The sequence below is a fragment of the Kineococcus sp. R86509 genome, assembly GCF_042466365.1.
Classification (GTDB): Bacteria; Actinomycetota; Actinomycetes; order Actinomycetales; family Kineococcaceae; genus Kineococcus.
Window position 1 is genome coordinate 4,228,027 of record NZ_JAXHCE010000001.1, and the last position, 18,123, is coordinate 4,246,149.

The following is an 18,123-nucleotide window of genomic DNA, read 5'->3' on the forward strand; positions in this document are numbered from 1 at the left end:
GGACCACCTTAGCCCCCGGTGCGCGACCCGGGACAAGTACCGTTCGCACGTGACCACCGCACCGCAGACAGCGCAGTCCAGCACCGACCGGCCCACGATCTTCGTCATGTACGGGGCGTCGGGCGACCTCTCCCGCCGGCTCGTGTCCCCGGCGTTCTTCGAGCTGGCCCGCCTCGGCCGGCTCCCGCAGCAGTGGCGACTCGTCGGCAGCGGACGCCGCGACCTGTCCCACGAGGAGTTCCGCGAGTTCATCCGCGAAGCGCTCGAGGAGTTCGGGCCGCACCCCGCCGACGGTCCCTGGGACGACTTCGCCCAGCACCTGCTCTTCGCCGGCGGCGGGTTCAACGAGGAGGACCCGGGCGCGCTGCTCGACGTGCTCGCCCAGGCCCGCGAGGACCTGGACGGCGACGCGCAGGTCGTGCACTACCTCGCCGTCCCGCCGGACGCGTTCCTGCCCACCACCAAGGCCTTCGCGGCGCACGGCCTCGTCGAGGGTGCCCGCGTCGTCTACGAGAAGCCCTACGGCACCTCGCTGGAGACCTTCGAGGAGCTCGACACCGAGGTGCAGCGCGTCTTCGACGAGTCGCAGGTGTTCCGGATCGACCACTTCCTCGCCTTCGAGGCCCAGCAGGACGTCATCCACGCGCGGTTCGCGAACCCGTGGCTGTCCTCGATCTGGAGCAACGAGTTCGTCGCGCAGGTCCAGGTCGACATCGCCGAGACCCTCGACGTCGCGCAGCGCGCGAGCTTCTACGACGCGACCGGCGCGTTCCTCGACATGATCGTCACCCACCTGTTCCAGATGGCCGCGACCGTCGCGATGGAACCCCCGGCCGACCTCGGCCCGGGGGCGTTGCAGGCCGCGCGCGACGCTGCGCTGCAGGACTTCCGCGAACTCGACCCGGCCGAGGTCGTCCTCGGGCAGTTCGAGGGCTACACCGCGATCGACGGCGTCCCGGAGGACTCGCAGACCGACACCCTGGCCGCGTGTCGGGTGTGGATCGACAACGACCGCTGGCGCGGGGTGCCGTTCCTGCTGCGCTCGGGCAAGAAGATGACCGCCGACGAGCAGCGCGTCACCCTCGTGCTGAAGGCCCCGGCCGACGGCCCCTACGCGGGGGCCGACGTCCAGCCCGCCACGGTCAGCTTCTCGCTGCTCGACGGCGGCGCGATCGACGTCTCGATGACGGTGCGCACCCCCGGCGTGGCCGGCGGCACCGTCGACGGCACCGCGACGCTGCCGTTGCCGGGTCTCGACGGTCAGCAGCCCGCGCTGCCCTACGTCCACCTCATCGAGCACGTCCTCACCGGCGACCGGTCGCTGTTCACCGGGGTCGAGGGGCTGCGGGCCGCGTGGACCGCCATCGACCGGTTCTCCGCGAACCGTCCGGCGGTCGAGTCCTACGCGCCGGGCACCTGGGGCCCGGCGTCGGTCGAGGCACTGGCGGAGCCGGGGCAGTGGATCCTGCGGTAGTCCTGCGGCGCGCGGTGGACGGTGACGCGGGGGAACTGCTCACCGTCCAGCGCGCGGCCTTCGTCAGCGAGGCCCAGCGCTACGGAGACCCCTCCATGCCCCCGTTGCGCGAGGACCTCGACGCGGTCCGCGCGGCGATCGGGGAACAGGTCGTGCTCGTCGCCCTGCGCGGCACCCGCCTCGTCGGGGCCGTCCGCGGACGGGTCGAGGGGAGCACCGCTCACGTGGGGCGTCTCGCCGTCGCCCCCGACCAGCAACGGCAGGGGCTGGGATCCGCCCTGCTCGGTGCCCTCGAAGACGCGCTGCCGCAGGGGATCACCGAGCTGCGGTTGTTCACCGGCGGGGATTCCGCGGCGACCATCGCCCGCTACGAACGAGCCGGCTACGTCCGGGCCGGCGAGTCCGTCGACGACCACGGCACCACCCTGGTCCACCTGGTGAAGGCGGTCACGCCGCCAGCGTGAGGGTGGCCCGCCGCGCCAGGACCAGCGGGCGGACGAGGAGGCGGCCCGGGACGCCGAAGCGGCCCTCGTGCAGGGCGCGGGCGACCGCGAGGGGCGGGCAGCGCCGCGAGAGGACCACCCCGGCCAGCACGGCGGAGACGACGGAGCAGACCACGACGGAGGGCTGCTGCGTCCCGAGGCCGTAGACCGCCCACAGCGTCGCCGACAGCTGGGTCAGGACGAACGACGCGGGCGCGAGGCCGTGCAGCGGTTCGCGGCGCAGGACGGTGCGGACCTGGGGCAGCATCTTCACCAGCGAGACCGCGGTGGCGACCACGCCGACGAGGGCCGGACCCCCGAGGAGGAACGCCACCGCGACGAGCGGGACCCAGGCCGCCACGCACACCAGGGCCGGGGTCAGGGCGACGCCGAGACGACGGGCGGCGAGGACGACGGTCACGACCGCGCAGGCGAGCCCGGGGACGTTCGCGACGAGCTGGGCCGGGTCGAGCAGCAGGAACCCGTAGGTCAGCCAACTGCCGGAACTCAGCACGCCCAGGACCGCGGAGGAGAAGGACAGGCCACTGGCGTCGGGGCTGCGCAGCAGGCGGAGCACCTGCGGCACCCCCGTGAGGATGCCGATGGCGGCGGCGACGAGACCGAGGGAAGGGATCAACAGGGCGAAGGGCACGTGCCTGTGTGTCGACGCGCCCCCCGGCACCCCTTGAGCGGGTCACCGCTCCGGCCGCGTTGAGAGCTGCGTCACACCGTCCGTGAGGTGCGGTGACCGTCCTGCTGCGGGATGTGGACCGCCCGCGGGGTGTCCATCCGGACCTTGGGCAGGGCGCCCGGGTGCTCGCGGCGCAGGAGGGCGACGAGTTCCTCGCGCACCGCGCAGCGCAGGTCGAAGAGTTCCCCGCCGGAGTCCGCGCTGACCAGCACCCGGAAGGAGACGAAGGAGTTCCGCGCGTCGGTCACCTGCAGCGCGTAGGTCTGGCCGTTCCAGAGCGGGTGGGCCGTCACGAAGGCCTCGGCGTGGGCACGGACCTCGTCGAAGGGGACGGTCCAGTCGACGTCGAAGTCGACGCTGCCGATGATGTCGGAGGAGTTCCGCGTCCAGTTCGCGAACGGCGTCGTCGTGAAGTACGTGGAGGGCAGGATGAGGCGCCGCTGGTCCCACAGCTTCACCACGACGTAGGTGAGGGTGATGTCCTCGATGTTGCCCCACTCCTCCTCGACGACGACGACGTCGTCGACGCGGATCCCGTCGGTGAAGGCGATCTGCAACCCGGCGAAGATGTTCGCCAGCGAGGTCTGCGCGGCCAGGCCGGCGACCACCGAGAGCAAGCCGGCGGAGGCGAGCACGCTGGCGCCCGCGCCGCGCGCACCGGGGATGGTCAGCAGCATCGAGGCGACGGCGACGACGATGATGAGGGCGACCGCGACGCGCTTGACCAGCTGCACCTGGGTGCGGCGCTGGCGCTGGCGGCGGTTGTCCTTGACGTCGATCCGGTAGCGCAGCAGCAGGACGTCCTGGACGACGTTCGCGGCGACCACCGCCAGCCAGGCCCCGAAGGCGACGGTCAGCAGGGTCAGGACGAAGAACGTCGGACCCTGCCAGTCGGCGGTCTGGGAGGAGATCTTCAGCGCCCACTGCGCGGCCAGGGTGGCCATGAACCCCGCGAGGGGTCGCCGTCCCCGCTGGGCGAGGGTGGCGAGGATCTCGTGGTTGCGGCCGAGGCGGCGGACACCGAGGGCGACGAGCTCGCCGACGACGGCGGCCACGACGGCGGCCACGACGGCGACGGCCAGGGTCAGCCAGACGGAGGTGCTGATGTTCACGTGGTGCGGCTCCTCAGGGATCGAGTACGGACGTCGATGTCCTGCGGACCCACCACGGTAGGTGAGCCGGGCACGTCGGAGCGGCCGAAAGCGTGTCCGTGCTGTGAAGTTCGCCGATCGCTACCCTGGTCGCGTGCAGCACCGTCCCGCGCCGGCCGACCCGCGCAGCCACGGGTGACCGTCCTCGTCGCCTACCTGCCCGAGAAGGGCGGCCGCGCCACCCTGAACCTCGGTGCGCAGCTGGCGCGCGCGCTCGGCGTCCCGCTGGCCGTCGCGACGGTCCTGCCCAAGCCCTGGGACACCCCGTCGACGGCGAAGGCCGACGCGCAGTTCGTCGAGTGGTCCGGATCCCTCGCGGCGCAGGCGGAGAGGTCGGCCCGGACCTACCTCGACCAGATCGCCCCCGGGGCCACCGTGCAGTTCCACGTCCGCGCGGGACGGTCCGTCTCCGCGAGCCTCATCGACCTCGCGGCCGACATCGGCGCGGCCGTCCTGGTGCTCGGCTCCTCGCCCGACGGTCACCTCGGGCAGGTGACGGTGGGGTCCACCGCGGGCCGGCTGCTGCACTCCTCACCGCTCTCGGTGGCCCTCGCCCCGCGCGGCTACCGCGGCGGGTCGCTCGCGCTGCAGCGGGTCACCTGCGCCGCGGCGGGGGAGGACGAACTCGTCGTGGCCCGCGCCCAGCAGTTCGCCGAACGGGTCGGGACGGGGCTGCGGGTGCTGACCCTCGCGGTGCGCAGCCGGACGGGGTGGAGCTCGGGGTTCGGCGTCGACGGCGAAGACGAGGTCTTCGACGCCTGGCTCGAACAGGCCCACCGCAGCGTCGAGGCGCTGCGCCGCAAGGGAGCCCTGCCGCCCGACGTCACCGCCGTCGTGGGGGCCGGGCGGGGGTGGCGGGAGGCCGTCGACGCCGTCGACTGGGAACCCGGGGAACTCCTCGTGGTGGGCTCGCGGCCCAAGGGTCCGGTGGCCCGGGTGTTCCTGGGCTCGCGGGCCACGAAGATCCTGCGGCACTCGCCGGTGCCGGTCCTCGTCCTGCCCGGGTGAGGCTCAGCCGGGCAGCCAGCTGACCTTCCCGACCAGCGCCGCGTACCCGACGAACGCGACGACGTCGATGGCGGTGTGCGCGACGACGAGCGGCGTCGTCCGCCCCCACTTCTGGTAGACCCAGCCGAACACCAGCCCCATCGCGACGTTGCCGACGAACCCGCCCACCCCCTGGTAGAGGTGGTAGGAACCGCGCAGCAGCGCGCTCACGAGCAGCGCGGGCAGCCAGCGGAAACCCAGCTGCGAGAGCCGGTGCAGCAGGTACCCGGCGACGAGGACCTCCTCGAGGACGCCGTTCTCCGCGGCGGCCAGCACCGAGATCGGGATGGCCCACCAGGTGTCGGGCAGCGTCGACGCCGCGACGTTGGTGTTGAGGCCCGCACCCCGGGCCCCCAGGTACAGCACCAGCCCGCAGCCGCCGATGACGGCGGCCAGACCCAGACCCGCGAGGACGTTGCGCCCGAAGCGGGCACCGTCGAAACCCAGGGTCCGCAGGGACTCCCCGCCCCGGGCCATCAGGTAGCCCACGAGGAACACCGGGGCGAGTCCCGCCGCGATCGCGACGAGCTGCAGGGCCAGGTCCAGCCACGGCCGGTCGGGGGCGTAGCTGCCGAGCACCGTGGAGGTCTGGGCGTTGATGGCCTCGGGGGCGGTGAGGATGCCGACGAACCGGACCAGGGCGCGGACCCCGCTCATGCCGAGCGAGACCCCGAAGACGGCGACGACCTCCCAGACCAGCAGGCGCCGGGCCCGCGGATCGTCCACGACGGGGTTCACAGCAGGGTTCACGGCTGGGCGGGGGTCCCCAGGAAGCGCAGCGCGTCCGCGTGCAGCAGCCCGTTGGTGACGACGGCGTCACCGCCGAAGGGGCCGTCGACGCCGGCGCGGGAGGTGAACCGGCCCCCGGCCTCGGTGACGATCGGGACGAGGGCGGCCATGTCGTGCAGCGCGAGTTCCGGTTCAGCGGCGATGTCGACCGCGCCCTCGGCCAGCAGCATGTAGGACCAGAAGTCGCCGAACCCGCGGGTCCGCCACACCGAGCGGGTCAGGCCCAGGAACCCGTCGAGGGCACCGCGGCTCTCCCACCCCTCGAGCGAGGAGTAAGCGAAGGAGGCGTCCGAGAGGTTCGACACCGAGCTCACGTGCATCCGCGTCGCCGCGGAGAGGCTGCGCCCGGTCCAGGCCCCCGAGCCGGTCGCCGCCCACCAGCGCCGCCCCAGCGCGGGTGCGGAGACCAGCCCGACGACGGGGACGCCGTCGTCGACGAGGGCGATGAGCGTCGCCCACACCGGCACGCCGCGGACGAAGTTCTTCGTCCCGTCGATGGGGTCCACGACCCACTGCCGGGCCCCGTGCCCGACCAGCCCGAACTCCTCGCCGAGCACCGCGTCCCGCGGCCGGGTCCGGCGCAGCTGGGAACGGATGAGCTCCTCCGCGCCGCGGTCCGCGTCGCTCACCGGCGTCAGGTCCGGCTTCGTCTCGACCTTCAGGTCCAGCGCCTTGAAGCGGTCGGTGGTCACCCCGTCGACCTGGTCGGCGATGACGTGCGCGAGCCGCAGGTCGTCGTCGTAGCGCGGACGCTGGTGCGCGGCGGGGGACTGCGTGGGGGCGGACACGCCCGCGAACCTACCGCCCGGGGCCCGTGGGACCGTGGACGTGGGAGGTTCGACCCGGTGACCACGGCGAGGCCGCGACGTTCAGGTGACGTCCAGCGCTGTCGAGGATGCTGGGACAGGGTGGGCAACAGGGTGGGCACTGCCCCGGAAGGCGCGAGGTGAGGACGCAGATGGCCGACACGACGCACCAGGTCGACGACGAGACCTTCGACGGGTTCGACGACGACGACGTTGACCACACGCACCACGACGCCGCCCCCGAGGGGCACCTGTCGGCGTTGCCGGTCTCCCCGCGCGCCCGCGGTCTGCTGCTGACCGTCGGCGGGATCCTCGGCTTCGTCGCGGCCTTCACGCTGACGATCGAGCGGTTCAAGCTCGCCGAGGACCCGAACTACGCCCCCAGCTGCAACATCAGCCCGATCCTGTCCTGCGGCAGCGTCATGGCCACCGACCAGGCGGCGGCCTTCGGCTTCCCCAACCCGCTCATCGGGATCGCCGCCTTCTCCCTCTCGCTCCTGATCGGCCTGCTCGTCCTGTCGCGGACGGCGCTGCCGCGGTGGGTGGAACGCGGCTACCTCGTCGGGATCACCCTCGGCACGGTCTTCGTCGGCTGGCTGATCGCCCAGAGCCTCTACTCCATCCACGCCCTCTGCCCCTACTGCATGGTCGTGTGGAGCGTGGTCGTGCCGACCTTCTGGGTCCACGTCGCCGACGGCCTCGACCGCGGTCTCGTCCCCGTCCCGCGGGCCCTGCACGGCCTGGCCCGCACGGTCGTCGACTTCCGCGGACTGCTCATCGTGCTGAGCTACGCCGCCGTGATCGTGATGATCGCGGTCAAGTTCTGGTCCTACTGGTCCAGCCTGGTCTGACCCCCCACCAGCGGTCAGGGGTCAGAGGGCTTCGACGACAGCGTCGCGGCCGGCTGCCTTGGCGCGGTAGAGGGCGCTGTCGGCGCGGGCCAGGACGTCGGAGAGCTGCTCGCCCTCGCGCAGCAGCGCCACCCCCACGCTGACCGTGACCTGCAGCTGCTCGCCCCGCACCAGCACGGGGCTGCGGCGCACCGCCAGGCGCAGCCGCTCGGCGACCTCCCGGGCCTCCAGCGGACCGGACCCCTCCTCGGGGGCGGGACTGGTGACGACGAGGGCGAACTCCTCCCCGCCGTAGCGACCGAGGACGTCGCTCTCCCGGGCCTCGTGCTGCAGCCGCCGCGCGACGGCCGTGAGGACCTCGTCGCCCGCGGCGTGGCCGTAGGTGTCGTTGACGGACTTGAAGTGGTCGACGTCGACCATCAGGACCGCCACGGCCCGGCCCGGGGTGGCCCGCCGCACGCGCTGCTCACCCAGGCGCAGCAGGTGACCACGCGTGGCCAGACCCGTGAGGGAGTCGGTGCGGGCCAGGTGCTCGACCTGGGCGAAGAGCCGCGCGTTCTCCAGGCCGATGGCCGCGGGGGCGGCGAGCGCCTCCGCGACGTGCAGCCGGGCGGCGGGCCCCTCGGGACCCCCGACGAGCACCAGCGCCTCGGCCACCAGGCCGGTCCGGTCCTTCAGGGGGACGACCAGCCACCGCTCCTCCCCGGTCCCGCCGTCACCCCCGAGGTCCAGCAGACCCCGCAGCCGGGCGGGCAGCGGGTCGCCGCCGTGGGCGGCGAGCGGGCGTTCCAGCAGTGGCGCGGACTCGCGGTCGCCCTGCCGGTCCCGGCTCCACGGGACCTCCCGCACGGCCGTACCGCCCGCGGCCGTCACCAGCGCGGGCGGGTCCACGTCGACGGTGGAGCGGACCGCGACGGGCACCAGGGCCGCCCGGCCCGCCCGCAGCTCCGTCAGCGCGGAGCGCAGCAGCCGACGGCGCACGGTGGGCAGGTCGAGGCTGCCCGAGACCTCCTCGGTGAGCCGGCGCACGGCCTCGGCGAGGTCGCGCTCGCGTTGCGCGCCGTGCACCTCGATCTCCAGGCGGGCCGCCCGGGCCGTCTCCAGCGAGGCCGCGACCTGTCCCGCGATGAGCTGCAGCAGTTCGACGTCCCCCCGGCCGAAGGCGCCCTGGGCGACGGTGCTGACCGCCGCCAGCACTCCTGTTCGGCGACCGCGGATGAGCAGCGGGACGGCCACGACGCTGCGGGCGACGTCCTCGGGGGTGTGCGCGCTGCGCTGTTCCTGCGCGTCCAGCACCCCGCGGACCACGGGCCGCCCGGTCCGCGCGGCCCGGACCGCGGCCGGGTCCAGGGGGGTGCCCAGCGCCAGGTCGGTGCCGGAACGGGTGCGCCCGGCGAAGACGACGAGCTCGTCCTCGCCGTCGAGGACGGCGAGGACCGCGCGGTCGGCGCCGAGCACCCCGCAGGCCTGGTCCAGGGCGAGGCGCACGACGTCCTGCGGGTCCAGGACCTGGGCCGCGTCGCCGACGTCGCGCATCGCGCTGAGCAGCCGCCGGCGACGACCGGCCGCCGGCCCCCAGGTCCCGCTCCCCGCGGGCTGGGTCGCGTTCAGGTCGGCGCGCCCGTGCTGCACCAGGGTCGCCCAGCCGTGCCGGTCGGCCAGGGCCGTGGCCAGCCAGCGCAGCCGCTCGGCGTCCTCGAAGGCGCCGCTCGCCTCGAGGTCCTCGGCCCGCAGCAGCATCAGGTGGTGCTGCACGAGCGGGGCGTCCAACCGGGCCGCGCAACGTTCCGCCCTGCGCCGCAACACCTTCGCGCGGTGGCTACGGCCCAGGCGGTGCCACGCGGCGGCGCGGACGACGTCGAACTGGGCCTCCTGCACCGCCCCGCCGGCGCGGTGGGCGGGGTGACCCAGCGCTTCCCGCAGTTCCTGTTCCCGCTCGCGCACCCGGACGGTGTCCCCGGCGTCGGTCGCCGCGGCGAGCTGGGCCAGCCGCCCGCGGACCACGAGGTCGGCGGTCCAGCGGGCCTCCACCGAACGCCGCAGCGGGGAGCGGTGCAGGAGCGCGGTGGAACGTCGGGCGACCTCGTCGAAGCGTTCGGACAGGTCGAGCTGCTGCACCAGCCACGTCACCGTCGCGAGGTGCACCGCGAGCTGGTGCTCGGGGGACGACGTCGCCGACAGCCCGCCCCGCACCCTCGTCAACAGCTCCCCGGCCTCCCCGGGCCGACCGCAGGCCCCCAGCAGCGCGACCCGGAGCAGGTCGAGGTCGACGGGGACCGGGGCCCCCTCCGGCACCCGGCGCAGGGCCCGGTCGTGCCAGCTGCGGGCGGCGGCGAGGTGCCCCGCGGCGAGGCGCTCGAGGACGACGGCCCGGGTCCCGGCCACGTACTCGGGCAGGTCGAGCCACTGCCCGTCGTCCTCGAGGACCTGGGCGACCTCGCGCCACGTCCCACCGGAACGCAACCGGTCCAGCCCCTCGGCCAGGCGGATCCCGGCCTGCACCGAGGGTTCCGTCTCGCCGCGGCGGGGGGAGGGGGGAGTCAGGGAACGTCCGACGAGGGAGGAGGTCCCGGGGAGGCGGACCGGCAGCAACGTCGCCCGCCCCGTCAGGAGCCGGCGCAGCGCCGCGGCCAGGGTGCGTCGCCCGTCCCGGACGAGGTCGGCGCGCCGGCCCCGCAGGGCGTGCGCGATCGAGGCCAGCGCGGTGGGCAGGGCGGTCAGCGGGTACCCGCGGTCCAGGTCGGTGGCCGCGGCCTCGCGCAGCAGCACGGCGTGGGCGGCCTCGGCGGTGTTCTCCTCGACCTCGCGGGGGGAGTCCAGGCGGTGCCGGCTGGCCCGTCGACGGCGCGGGTCGAGCAGGGTCGCCACGAACCCGGCCACGGTGACGACGGTGAAGACCCACCAGGCGGCCCGGGTGCCGGGCCGGGAGGAACCGAGCTGGGCCAGACCCTCCCGGGCCGCGTCCAGGGCCCGCGCGGGTCCTCCGGGCGCCCGTTCGTGCCGGTGCAGGGTGGCGATCTCCCCGAGGCCGACGGCCTTCCCGAGGGGGTCGGTCGTGGTGCGCAGGAGGTGGTCGAGGTGGTCGTGGGCCCACGCGTGGCGACCGGTGCGGGCCAGGCAGCTCGCGAGCAGTCGGCGCAGCCGGGGGTCGAGCGGCAGACCCGCCCCGTCCGCGGTCTCGACGGCCTGCTGCAGCAACCCGACGGCGGCCTCGGGTGCGAAGTGGCGGGCGGCGCTGACCCCGGCCACCGCGCACGCCGCGACGACGTCGGCCGGGGCGACGGCGTCCCCGGCGCGCAGGTGCTGGTGGGCGCACGCGAAGACGGCCTCGCGGTCGGTGCACTCCGTCCCGGCCCGGGTGTCGACGCGCAGGACGCGGGCCAGGCGCGCGTGCAGCCCACGACGCTCGACCTCGTCGAGCCCGTCCAGGACGGCGTCGACCACCTGCTGGTGCAGGAACTCGTGGCGACCGTGCGGCCGCGGGCGCAGCAGCCGGACCGCGACGCCGGCGGCGAGGCCGGCGCGGACCGCCTCGGCCGGGAGCTGGGGCGAGGCGGCTCGCAGCACGAGGTGGTCGTCGACGGAACGCCCGCACGCGGCGGCCAGCCGCAGCACGTTGCGGTGCCCGGCGGGGAGTTCCTCGACGCGGCGCAGCAGGGCCGCCAGCAGCCCGGGGGCCACCGGGACCGCCTCCAGCGCAGCGTGTTCCAGCCGCCAGTGGCCCCAGTCGGGCAACAGACCGCCGTCGTCGAGGAGGGCGGTGAGGAGCGCGAGCAGGGCCCCGGGGTTCCCCGCGGCCCGGGAGACGAGCGCCGAGGCGACGGAGTCGGTGAGCACCGCCCCGGGCAGCCGACGGCGCACGACGGCGCGGGCGGCGGCGTCGGAGAGGGCCGGGACGTCGATCACGAGGGTCCGGGAGGAGTCCAGCGCCGGGTCCAGCCCACCGGACTCCCGGGGCCGGTCGACGAGGACCAGCAGCAGCGGGAGGTCGGCGCACTCGCCGGCCACCCAGCGCAGCACGGCCAGCGTCGAGGCGTCGGCGTGCTCGGTGTCGTCCAGGACGACCAGCAGCGGCCCCGTCCGGGCGGCGTGCTGGAGGAGCTCCTCGGCCAGCGCCTGCGGCCGTTGCTCGTCGCCGTCGCCGGAGACCGCCCCGTCCCGAGGTGGCGTCGAGAGGCCACCCGCGGTCATGGCCCGGCGCAACGCGCTCAACGGGGAGGCGGGCGAGGTCGTGGAGTCCAGCACCACCGCCGCCGCGCCCTGTCCGCCCGCCCGCCGGTGCAGGTGCTCGACGAGGGAACTGCGACCCGACCCCGCCGCGCCGCGGACGACCACGACCCCGCCGGAGCCGGCGCGCGCGGTGTCCCAGGCCGCGTCCAGCACCGCGGTCTGCTGACCGCGCTCCAGCAACGGCCCGTCGGCGGGGCTCACCCAGCTGCGTCGCCCGAGGGCGACGTCGGGAGCGGTGCCGGCCGCGATCCGGCTGAGCTCGTCGGCGACGGCGGCGGCGCTCGCGGGCCGGTCCTCCGGGTCCAGGGCGAGCAGCCGGCGCAGCAGCACCCCGAGGGCGCGCGGGACGTCGGGGCCGAGGACCGCGGGGTCGAGCGGGCGCAGCCGGCCCAGCCGGCGACGGACCTGCGTCGGGTCGCTGCCCTCCACCGGGGTGCGGCCGGTGAGGCACTCCAGCAGCAGCGCGCCCACGGAGTAGAGGTCGGAGCGGTGGTCGACGGGGCTGCGGACGACCCCGGCCTGCTCGGGGGAGCGGTAGTGCAGCGCACCGACCTCGGTCTCGGAGGCCGCGTCGGTGCCGCCCCGGTCCTCCTCGCGACGGCGTTCGGGACCGTCGGCCCGTTCGCCGGGCGGGTGCACCCCGGGACGGACGGGCGCGGAGTTCTCGAGGTGCGCCACGCCCAGGTCGACGAGGACCGCGCGCCCGGCCCGGGTGACGAGGACGTTCGCGGGTTTCACGTCCCGGTGCACGAGTCCGTTGCGGTGCAGGGCGTGCAGCGCGTCGCAGACGTCGACGGCCAGACGCAGCGACGTGGTCAGCGACAGCGGCGCGGTGCTCGCGGGGACGGCGTCACCGCCGCGTCCGGGGCGGCCGGGGGTGGGCGGGGTGTGCAGCAGGTCGGCCAGCGACGTCCCGTCGTGGGCGTCCATGACGAGGGCGAGGCGACCCTCGACCTGCTCGACGGCGTGCACGCGGGTGAGCCCGGGGTGGTGCACGCTGGCCAGCAGGGCGGCCTCGCGGCGCAGCGTCCGGTCGGCCTCGACCTGGTCGAGCGGGGGCAGGGTGACGTGCCGCTGGCGTTTGATCGCGTACTCGCGCCCGCCGGGTTCGCGGACGTCGGCCCGCGCCGCCAGGTGCACCACCGAGCCCGCGCCGCGTCCCAGTTCCCGCAGGACGGTCCAGGTCCGGAGGGGGTCCGGGGGGATGGTGGGACCGGGAGCCGATGCCGGGCCGGGGACGTGGGGGGCGGGTCCGGTGGCCTCGAGACCCGCGGGCCGGATCGAGCTGGTGTCTCCCATGAGCAGCCGTCACCTCATCTCCGACCGGGAACGACCGTCACACTAGGGCATCGCGTGTGAACTGGCAGTGGTCACCGTGCCGGTCGACCGCACCCGTCACCCGTCGTCGGCCTCGCGGGGCTGGTCGGCTCCGATCGCGTCCTCACGGGCCGGTCGACGGGCCACGAGCAACCTCCGGAACGAGGCCAGCCGGGCCGGCCCGGCCGCCCCGGCCCGGCCCGACGCCACCCACGCGTCGAGGGCGCACCCCGGCTCGTCGTGGGAGCAGCCACGGGGACAGTCCTCCTCGCCGGGCAGCAGGTCCGGGAACGCGCGCAGCACCGCCTCCGGGTCCACGTGGGCCAGGCCGAACCCTCGGATGCCCGGGGTGTCGATGACCCAGCCCCCGGCGGGCAGCGTGAGCGCCGCCATCGACGTCGAGGTGTGCCGGCCGCGACCGGTGACCACGTTGACGTGCCCCGTCGCGCGGTCGGCGTCGGGGACCAGCGCGTTGACCAGCGTCGACTTGCCGACCCCGGAGTGGCCGACGAGGACGCTGATCCGCCCGTCGAGGCGCTCACGGACCGCGTCGAGACCGAGCAGGCCGTCCGGCCCGCGGGAGGTGACCACGGCGTCGAGACCCAGCGGGGCCCACGTCTCCAGGACCTCCTGGGCCGGGCGGAGGTCCCCCTTGGTCAGGCACAGCAGCGGCTGCATCCCCGAGACGTAGGCCGCCACGAGGCAGCGGTCGACCAGGCGCGAGCGCGGCTCCGGGTTCGCCACGGCCGTCACGACGACCAGCTGGTCGGCGTTGGCGACGACGACCCGCTCGATGGGGTCGGTGTCGTCGGCGGAACGGCGCAGGGCGGTGCGCCGCTCGTCGATGCGCACGATCCGGGCGAGGGTGTCGGAGGTCCCGGAGACGTCGCCGACGAGGCCGACGCGGTCGCCGACGACGACGCCCTGACGACCGAGCTCGCGGGCCCGCATCGCCGTGACGAGACGCTCCTGCCCGGTCCCCTCACCGACGAGGACGTGCGAGCGGCCGCGGTCGACCACGACGACGAACCCGTCGACGGCGTCGGCGTGCGCCGGACGGTCCTTGGTGCGGGGCCGGGTGCCCTTCCGGTTGGGCCGGACCCGGACGTCGTCCTCGTCGTAGCGCGACAGCGGACCCCGCTGGCGGGGGCTCAGGCCGGAGCTCCCGCGAGCATCGACGCCCACATGCCCGGGAAGTCCGGCAGCGTCTTGCGCGTCGTGGTGATGTCCTCGACGAGGACACCCGGGACGGCCAGGCCCAGGACGGCGCCGGCGGTGGCCATCCGGTGGTCGGCGTAGGAGCGGAACACCCCGCCGTGCAGCGCCCGCGGGCGCACCAGTAGCCCGTCGAGGGTCTCCTCGGCCTGCCCGCCCAGGGCGTTCACCTCGGTGACCAGGGCCTTCAACCGGTCCGTCTCGTGCCCGCGCAGGTGCGCGATCCCGCGCAGCCGGGTGGGGGAGGAGGCCAGCGCGGCCAGCGCCGTGATCACGGGGGCGAGCTCACCGGCCTCGTGCAAATCCAGGTCGATCCCGTACAGCTCGCCCGTGCCCTCCACGACCAGGCCCTCGCGGTCGAGGTTGACCTCGGCGCCCATCTGGTCGAGCACGTCGCGCAGCACGTCACCCGCCTGCGTCGTGGACTGCGGCCATCCCGGGACCCGCACCCGGCCGCCCACGGCGGCCGCGGCGGCGAGGAAGGGCCCCGCGTTGGAGAGGTCCGGCTCGACCTGCACGTCGAGGGCGTTGATCTCCCCCGCCTCGACGAACCAGCGGCCCGGCGTGGCGTCGTCGATGACCACCCCGACGTCGCGCAGCACCTCGACGGTCATCCGGACGTGCGGCTGGCTGGGGATCGGCGGGCCCTCGTGGACGACCTCGAGACCCTCCCGGGTCCGGGCGCCCATGAGCAGCAGCGCCGAGACGAACTGGCTGGAGGCGGAGGCGTCGATGCGGACCGTGCCACCGCGCAGGCCGCCCGCGGGGCCCTGGACGCTGAAGGGCATCAGTCCGTTCCCGCCGTCCTGCACGACCGCCCCGAGCTGACGCAGCGCGTCGAGCACGGCGCCCATGGGACGCTCCCGCGCGCGCTCGTCCCCGTCGAAGTGCACAGGGGTGGAGGCCAGTGCGGCGACGGGGGGCAGGAAGCGCATGACGGTCCCGGCGAGGCCGCAGTCGATGCGCGCCCCGCCCGTGACGGGGCCGGGCCGGACCACCCAGTCGCGGGGGTCCACCCCCTCGACGTCGTGACCGCCCTCGACCACGTCGGTCCCGAGCAGGCGCAGCGCGTCGGCCATCAGCAGGGTGTCGCGGGAGGCCAGGGGGTCGCGCAGCAGGGACGGGCGTTCGGCCAGGGCCGCCACCACGAGGTAGCGGTTGGTGAGGGACTTCGATCCGGGCACGCTCACCACGGCGTCCAACGGGCCGGCGGCGGTGGGCGCTGCCCACAGCTCGTCCTCGGGTGGGTTGCTCGGGTCGTCCTGGGTCACGGGGAGCATCCTCGCAGCCCCCGACGACCCTCGGCCACGACCTCGCGGGCGGGGTCGTGGCCGAGGGGCGGGCGGGTTCGTCGTCAGCCGAGCTTCGCGGCCGCGAGCTGGACGTCGAGCTTGCCGACCTCGACCGCGTGCACGGCCTCGCGGGCGGCGAGCTTGGCCAGGCGCTGGGCGTCGCGACCGGCGCGCTTGCCCCGCCACAGCGCCCCGGGCTTGCCGGCGGTGTCGACGGCCGCGAGCAGGGCCGCACCGAGCAGCCCGACGTCGGTGAGGAAGTCGTCGAGGACCTCCGCCCGGACCGCCTTGTCCTTCTCGGACCAGAACGGGTGGTTCACGTACGCGCTCGGGGCCGCCGTGAGGGCCAGCACCGTCGAGGCGAGGCGGGGGGCCCGCCCGAGCGCGAACAGCACACCGGCACCGGCCATGGCCGCGCCGTTGAGGCGGACCAGCAGGACCGGGTCGTCGGGCAGGCGCAGCGGACCCGCCACGCGGTGCACCAACGGCTCGGCCGAGGGGGCGAGGTCCTGGGCGTGCCGGACCTGGTCGATCCCGTTCTTGATGAAGATCGCCGCCAGCATCGGACGGGCTACTCGTCGCACCACAGTCATGGGAGTTGCCTACCGCACTGCGGTGATCACCGCGACCGCGGGGCCGGTGTCGGAGCCGCGTGCCAGGGTGTCTCCCATGTGCGGTCGATACGCCCTGCGGAGAGACCCCGGACAGCTCGACGACCTCGTGACGGAGTTCGAGGTCGACGACGACACGGTGTCCGGCTCCGAGCAGGTGGTCACCCTGTCCACCAACATCGCCCCCACCACCACGCCCCCCGTGGTCCTCGAGCGCTTCCGCAAGGACGAGGAGGACGCGCCGCCGACGCGGTCGTTGCGGGCGCTGAGGTGGGGGCTGGTGCCGAGCTGGTCCAAGGACGCCACGGGTGGGGCCCGGATGGTCAACGCCCGCGTCGAGTCCCTCCTCGCCAAGCCCGCGTTCGCCAAGGCGGCGGCCACCCGGCGCTGCCTCGTCCCGGTCGACGCCTGGTACGAGTGGCAGACCAGCGAGAGCGCGACGGGCGGGGACGGCAAACCGCTGAAGCAGCCGTTCGCCGTGGCCAACGCCGACGGGTCGGTGCTGTCGCTGGCCGGGATCTACGAGTTCTGGAAGGACGACACCAAGGCCGCGGACGACCCGACGCGCTGGCTGGTGTCCTTCGCCATCGTCACGACGGCGGCCGAGGCCGGTCTGGACCGCCTGCACGAACGGATGCCCCTCGTCGTCCCGCGCGACCTGCGCGACGCGTGGCTGGACCCCTCCCTCGACGACCCGGAGGAGGTGCAGGCCCTCCTCGACGCCGTCCCGCGCGACCTCTTCCTCGGCGGCACCCTCGACGCCCACCCCGTCTCGCGCCGGGTCGGCAACGTCCGCAACACCGACGACGACCTGCTCGCCCCCGTCCCGCCGGACGAGCTCGAGGGGGCGGTGGACCTGCGCACGGGTGAACTGCTCGGGGTGTGACGGAATGCTCACCCGGGTGCCCGCGTTGATCCGGACATGTCGTTCGCACCACCTCTCGAGCCTGCGCGCCGGGTCGAACCGCGCGTCAGGCAGCGCCCCAGTGCCGGTCCGCCGACGCGTCGTGACGTCCGTGGCCGCCGGGCCGCGAGCGGTGCCCCCGCGCAGGGCCTACCCTCGAACGCGATGACCGAACAGACCGATCGGGCTCCGTCCGAGGAGAGCACCGACGAACGCGCAGCGCGCTTCGAACGCGACGCGCTGCCCTTCCTCGACCAGCTCTACTCCGCAGCCCTGCGCATGACGCGCAACCCCGCCGACGCCGAGGACCTCGTCCAGGACGCCTTCGCGAAGGCCTACGGCGCCTTCCACCAGTTCACGCCGGGGACGAACCTCAAGGCGTGGCTGTACCGGATCCTGACGAACACCTACATCAACACGTACCGCAAGAAGCAGCGCGAACCGCAGCAGTCGCACGCCGACGAGATCGAGGACTGGCAGCTCGCGCGGGCCGAGTCCCACCAGTCGACGGGGCTGCGCTCGGCCGAGACCGAGGCGCTGGAGCACCTGCCGGACTCCGACGTGAAGCGGGCCCTGCAGCAGGTGCCGGAGGACTTCCGGCTGGCGGTGTACCTCGCCGACGTCGAGGGCTTCGCCTACAAGGAGATCGCCGAGATCATGGGCACCCCGATCGGGACGGTCATGTCCCGGTTGCACCGGGGCCGTCGACTGCTGCGGGAGCTGCTGCGCGACTACGCCGTCGGTCGTGGTGTGTCGGGTGCCGTACCGGAGACGGAGGGAGCGTCGTGAGCGCCTCGGAACCGAGCACGTCGGAACTCGGCCACTGCCGGGAAGTCCTCGAGCGGGCCTTCGAGTACCTCGACGGTGAGATGGCCGAGCTCGACTGCGCGCACCTGCAGGCCCACCTCGAGGAGTGCGCCAGCTGCCTGGCGCAACTGGCCGAGGACGAGAAGCTGAAGCAGGCCATCCGCGCCGGGTGCCCGTGCGAGGAGGCCCCGCAGGCCCTGCGCGCGAAGATCCTGGTGCAGATCACCGAGGTCAGCGTCCACTGACGCCCCGCCCGTACGACGAAGGCCCCGGACCGTTCGGTCCGGGGCCTTCGTCGTACGTGAGCTGCTCGCTCAGGCGTTGGGGCGCTTGCCGTGGTTCGCGCCGTTGCCCTTGCGCGAGCGGCGCTTGCGGCCTCGCTTGCTCATGAGCTCCTCCTCCATCGCTCGGTGGGTACCCGGCGAACCGGGCGTCTGTTCGTCGTCCATCGTCCCA

The 18,123-nt window shown here is 74.6% G+C and carries 16 protein-coding genes; 7 read left to right on the forward strand and 9 right to left on the reverse strand.

The genetic code is table 11. From position 1 onward, the window contains the following. Positions 1-49 precede the first annotated feature (49 nt). Complete coding sequence (locus tag SJY07_RS20635; protein ID WP_380161404.1) at positions 50-1,474, forward strand: glucose-6-phosphate dehydrogenase (NADP(+)); 1,425 nt, start codon at positions 50-52, stop codon at positions 1,472-1,474. Then, on the forward strand, positions 1,459-1,938 hold the full coding sequence (locus SJY07_RS20640; RefSeq protein WP_380161405.1) for a GNAT family N-acetyltransferase: 480 nt from the start codon (positions 1,459-1,461) through the stop codon (positions 1,936-1,938). Before SJY07_RS20635 ends, SJY07_RS20640 begins: the two co-directional genes overlap by 16 nt. Here SJY07_RS20640 and SJY07_RS20645 read toward each other — a convergent pair. Next, complete coding sequence (locus SJY07_RS20645) at positions 1,922-2,608, reverse strand: SemiSWEET family transporter (protein WP_328292338.1); 687 nt, start codon at positions 2,606-2,608, stop codon at positions 1,922-1,924. The genes SJY07_RS20640 and SJY07_RS20645 overlap by 17 nt on opposite strands. A gap of 71 nt (positions 2,609-2,679) precedes the next feature. Next, a complete protein-coding gene (locus tag SJY07_RS20650; protein WP_380161406.1) occupies positions 2,680-3,759 on the reverse strand; it encodes a mechanosensitive ion channel family protein in 1,080 nt (359 codons plus the stop codon). Positions 3,760-3,933: 174 nt separating this feature from the next. On the opposite strand from SJY07_RS20650, the gene SJY07_RS20655 reads away from it, so the two are divergent. After that, positions 3,934-4,806 (forward strand): universal stress protein, encoded by an 873-nt coding sequence (locus tag SJY07_RS20655; protein ID WP_380161407.1) that lies wholly within the window; start codon positions 3,934-3,936, stop codon positions 4,804-4,806. Positions 4,807-4,809: 3 nt separating this feature from the next. Here SJY07_RS20655 and SJY07_RS20660 read toward each other — a convergent pair whose 3' ends face one another. Then, on the reverse strand, positions 4,810-5,583 hold the full coding sequence (locus tag SJY07_RS20660) for a type II CAAX endopeptidase family protein (RefSeq protein ID WP_328292335.1): 774 nt from the start codon (positions 5,581-5,583) through the stop codon (positions 4,810-4,812). A gap of 8 nt (positions 5,584-5,591) precedes the next feature. Further along, complete coding sequence (gene hisN / locus SJY07_RS20665; RefSeq protein WP_328292334.1) at positions 5,592-6,422, reverse strand: histidinol-phosphatase; 831 nt, start codon at positions 6,420-6,422, stop codon at positions 5,592-5,594. 170 nt (positions 6,423-6,592) lie between these two features. On the opposite strand from hisN, the gene SJY07_RS20670 reads away from it, so the two are divergent. Then, on the forward strand, positions 6,593-7,291 hold the full coding sequence (locus SJY07_RS20670) for a vitamin K epoxide reductase family protein (protein WP_328292333.1): 699 nt from the start codon (positions 6,593-6,595) through the stop codon (positions 7,289-7,291). Positions 7,292-7,312: 21 nt separating this feature from the next. Here the strand turns inward: SJY07_RS20670 and SJY07_RS20675 are convergent, their stop codons facing one another. From SJY07_RS20675 to SJY07_RS20690, 4 genes are all read right to left on the reverse strand, one after another. Beyond that, positions 7,313-12,820, reverse strand: a complete 5,508-nt coding sequence (locus SJY07_RS20675) for a diguanylate cyclase (protein WP_380161408.1) — start codon at positions 12,818-12,820, stop codon at positions 7,313-7,315. A gap of 96 nt (positions 12,821-12,916) precedes the next feature. After that, positions 12,917-13,969 carry a ribosome small subunit-dependent GTPase A gene (gene rsgA, locus SJY07_RS20680; protein ID WP_380162445.1) on the reverse strand — a complete coding sequence of 351 codons (1,053 nt, stop codon included), beginning with the start codon at positions 13,967-13,969 and terminating at the stop codon, positions 12,917-12,919. A gap of 20 nt (positions 13,970-13,989) precedes the next feature. Next, a complete protein-coding gene (gene aroA, locus SJY07_RS20685) occupies positions 13,990-15,333 on the reverse strand; it encodes a 3-phosphoshikimate 1-carboxyvinyltransferase (RefSeq protein WP_380161409.1) in 1,344 nt (447 codons plus the stop codon). A gap of 74 nt (positions 15,334-15,407) precedes the next feature. Beyond that, a complete protein-coding gene (locus SJY07_RS20690; protein WP_328292329.1) occupies positions 15,408-15,938 on the reverse strand; it encodes a DoxX family membrane protein in 531 nt (176 codons plus the stop codon). Between the two features lie 76 nt (positions 15,939-16,014). Here SJY07_RS20690 and SJY07_RS20695 point away from each other — a divergent pair, with 76 nt between their 5' ends. From SJY07_RS20695 to rsrA, 3 genes are read left to right on the forward strand one after another with little or no spacing between them, the layout of a single operon-like run. Next, positions 16,015-16,842 (forward strand): SOS response-associated peptidase, encoded by an 828-nt coding sequence (locus SJY07_RS20695; RefSeq protein ID WP_380161410.1) that lies wholly within the window; start codon positions 16,015-16,017, stop codon positions 16,840-16,842. 36 nt (positions 16,843-16,878) lie between these two features. After that, positions 16,879-17,649 (forward strand): sigma-70 family RNA polymerase sigma factor, encoded by a 771-nt coding sequence (locus tag SJY07_RS20700; protein WP_380161411.1) that lies wholly within the window; start codon positions 16,879-16,881, stop codon positions 17,647-17,649. Next, positions 17,646-17,912 carry a mycothiol system anti-sigma-R factor gene (rsrA, locus tag SJY07_RS20705; RefSeq protein ID WP_328292326.1) on the forward strand — a complete coding sequence of 89 codons (267 nt, stop codon included), beginning with the start codon at positions 17,646-17,648 and terminating at the stop codon, positions 17,910-17,912. Before SJY07_RS20700 ends, rsrA begins: the two co-directional genes overlap by 4 nt. 69 nt (positions 17,913-17,981) lie before the next feature. On the opposite strand, the gene SJY07_RS20710 is transcribed toward rsrA, so the two are convergent. After that, positions 17,982-18,056 (reverse strand): 50S ribosomal protein bL37, encoded by a 75-nt coding sequence (locus SJY07_RS20710; protein ID WP_375791718.1) that lies wholly within the window; start codon positions 18,054-18,056, stop codon positions 17,982-17,984. Between the last annotated feature and the right edge of the window lie 67 nt (positions 18,057-18,123).

What these genes read in the sequence shown, in the direction of transcription:
- SJY07_RS20670 (WP_328292333.1), top strand. Translation starts at nt 6,593, where the DNA reads ATGGCCGACACGACGCACCAGGTCGACGACGAGACCTTCGACGGGTTC.
- SJY07_RS20675 (WP_380161408.1), bottom strand. Translation starts at nt 12,820, where the DNA reads ATGGGAGACACCAGCTCGATCCGGCCCGCGGGTCTCGAGGCCACCGGA.
- aroA (WP_380161409.1), bottom strand. Translation starts at nt 15,333, where the DNA reads ATGCTCCCCGTGACCCAGGACGACCCGAGCAACCCACCCGAGGACGAG.
- SJY07_RS20690 (WP_328292329.1), bottom strand. Translation starts at nt 15,938, where the DNA reads ATGACTGTGGTGCGACGAGTAGCCCGTCCGATGCTGGCGGCGATCTTC.
- SJY07_RS20695 (WP_380161410.1), top strand. Translation starts at nt 16,015, where the DNA reads ATGTGCGGTCGATACGCCCTGCGGAGAGACCCCGGACAGCTCGACGAC.
- SJY07_RS20700 (WP_380161411.1), top strand. Translation starts at nt 16,879, where the DNA reads ATGTCGTTCGCACCACCTCTCGAGCCTGCGCGCCGGGTCGAACCGCGC.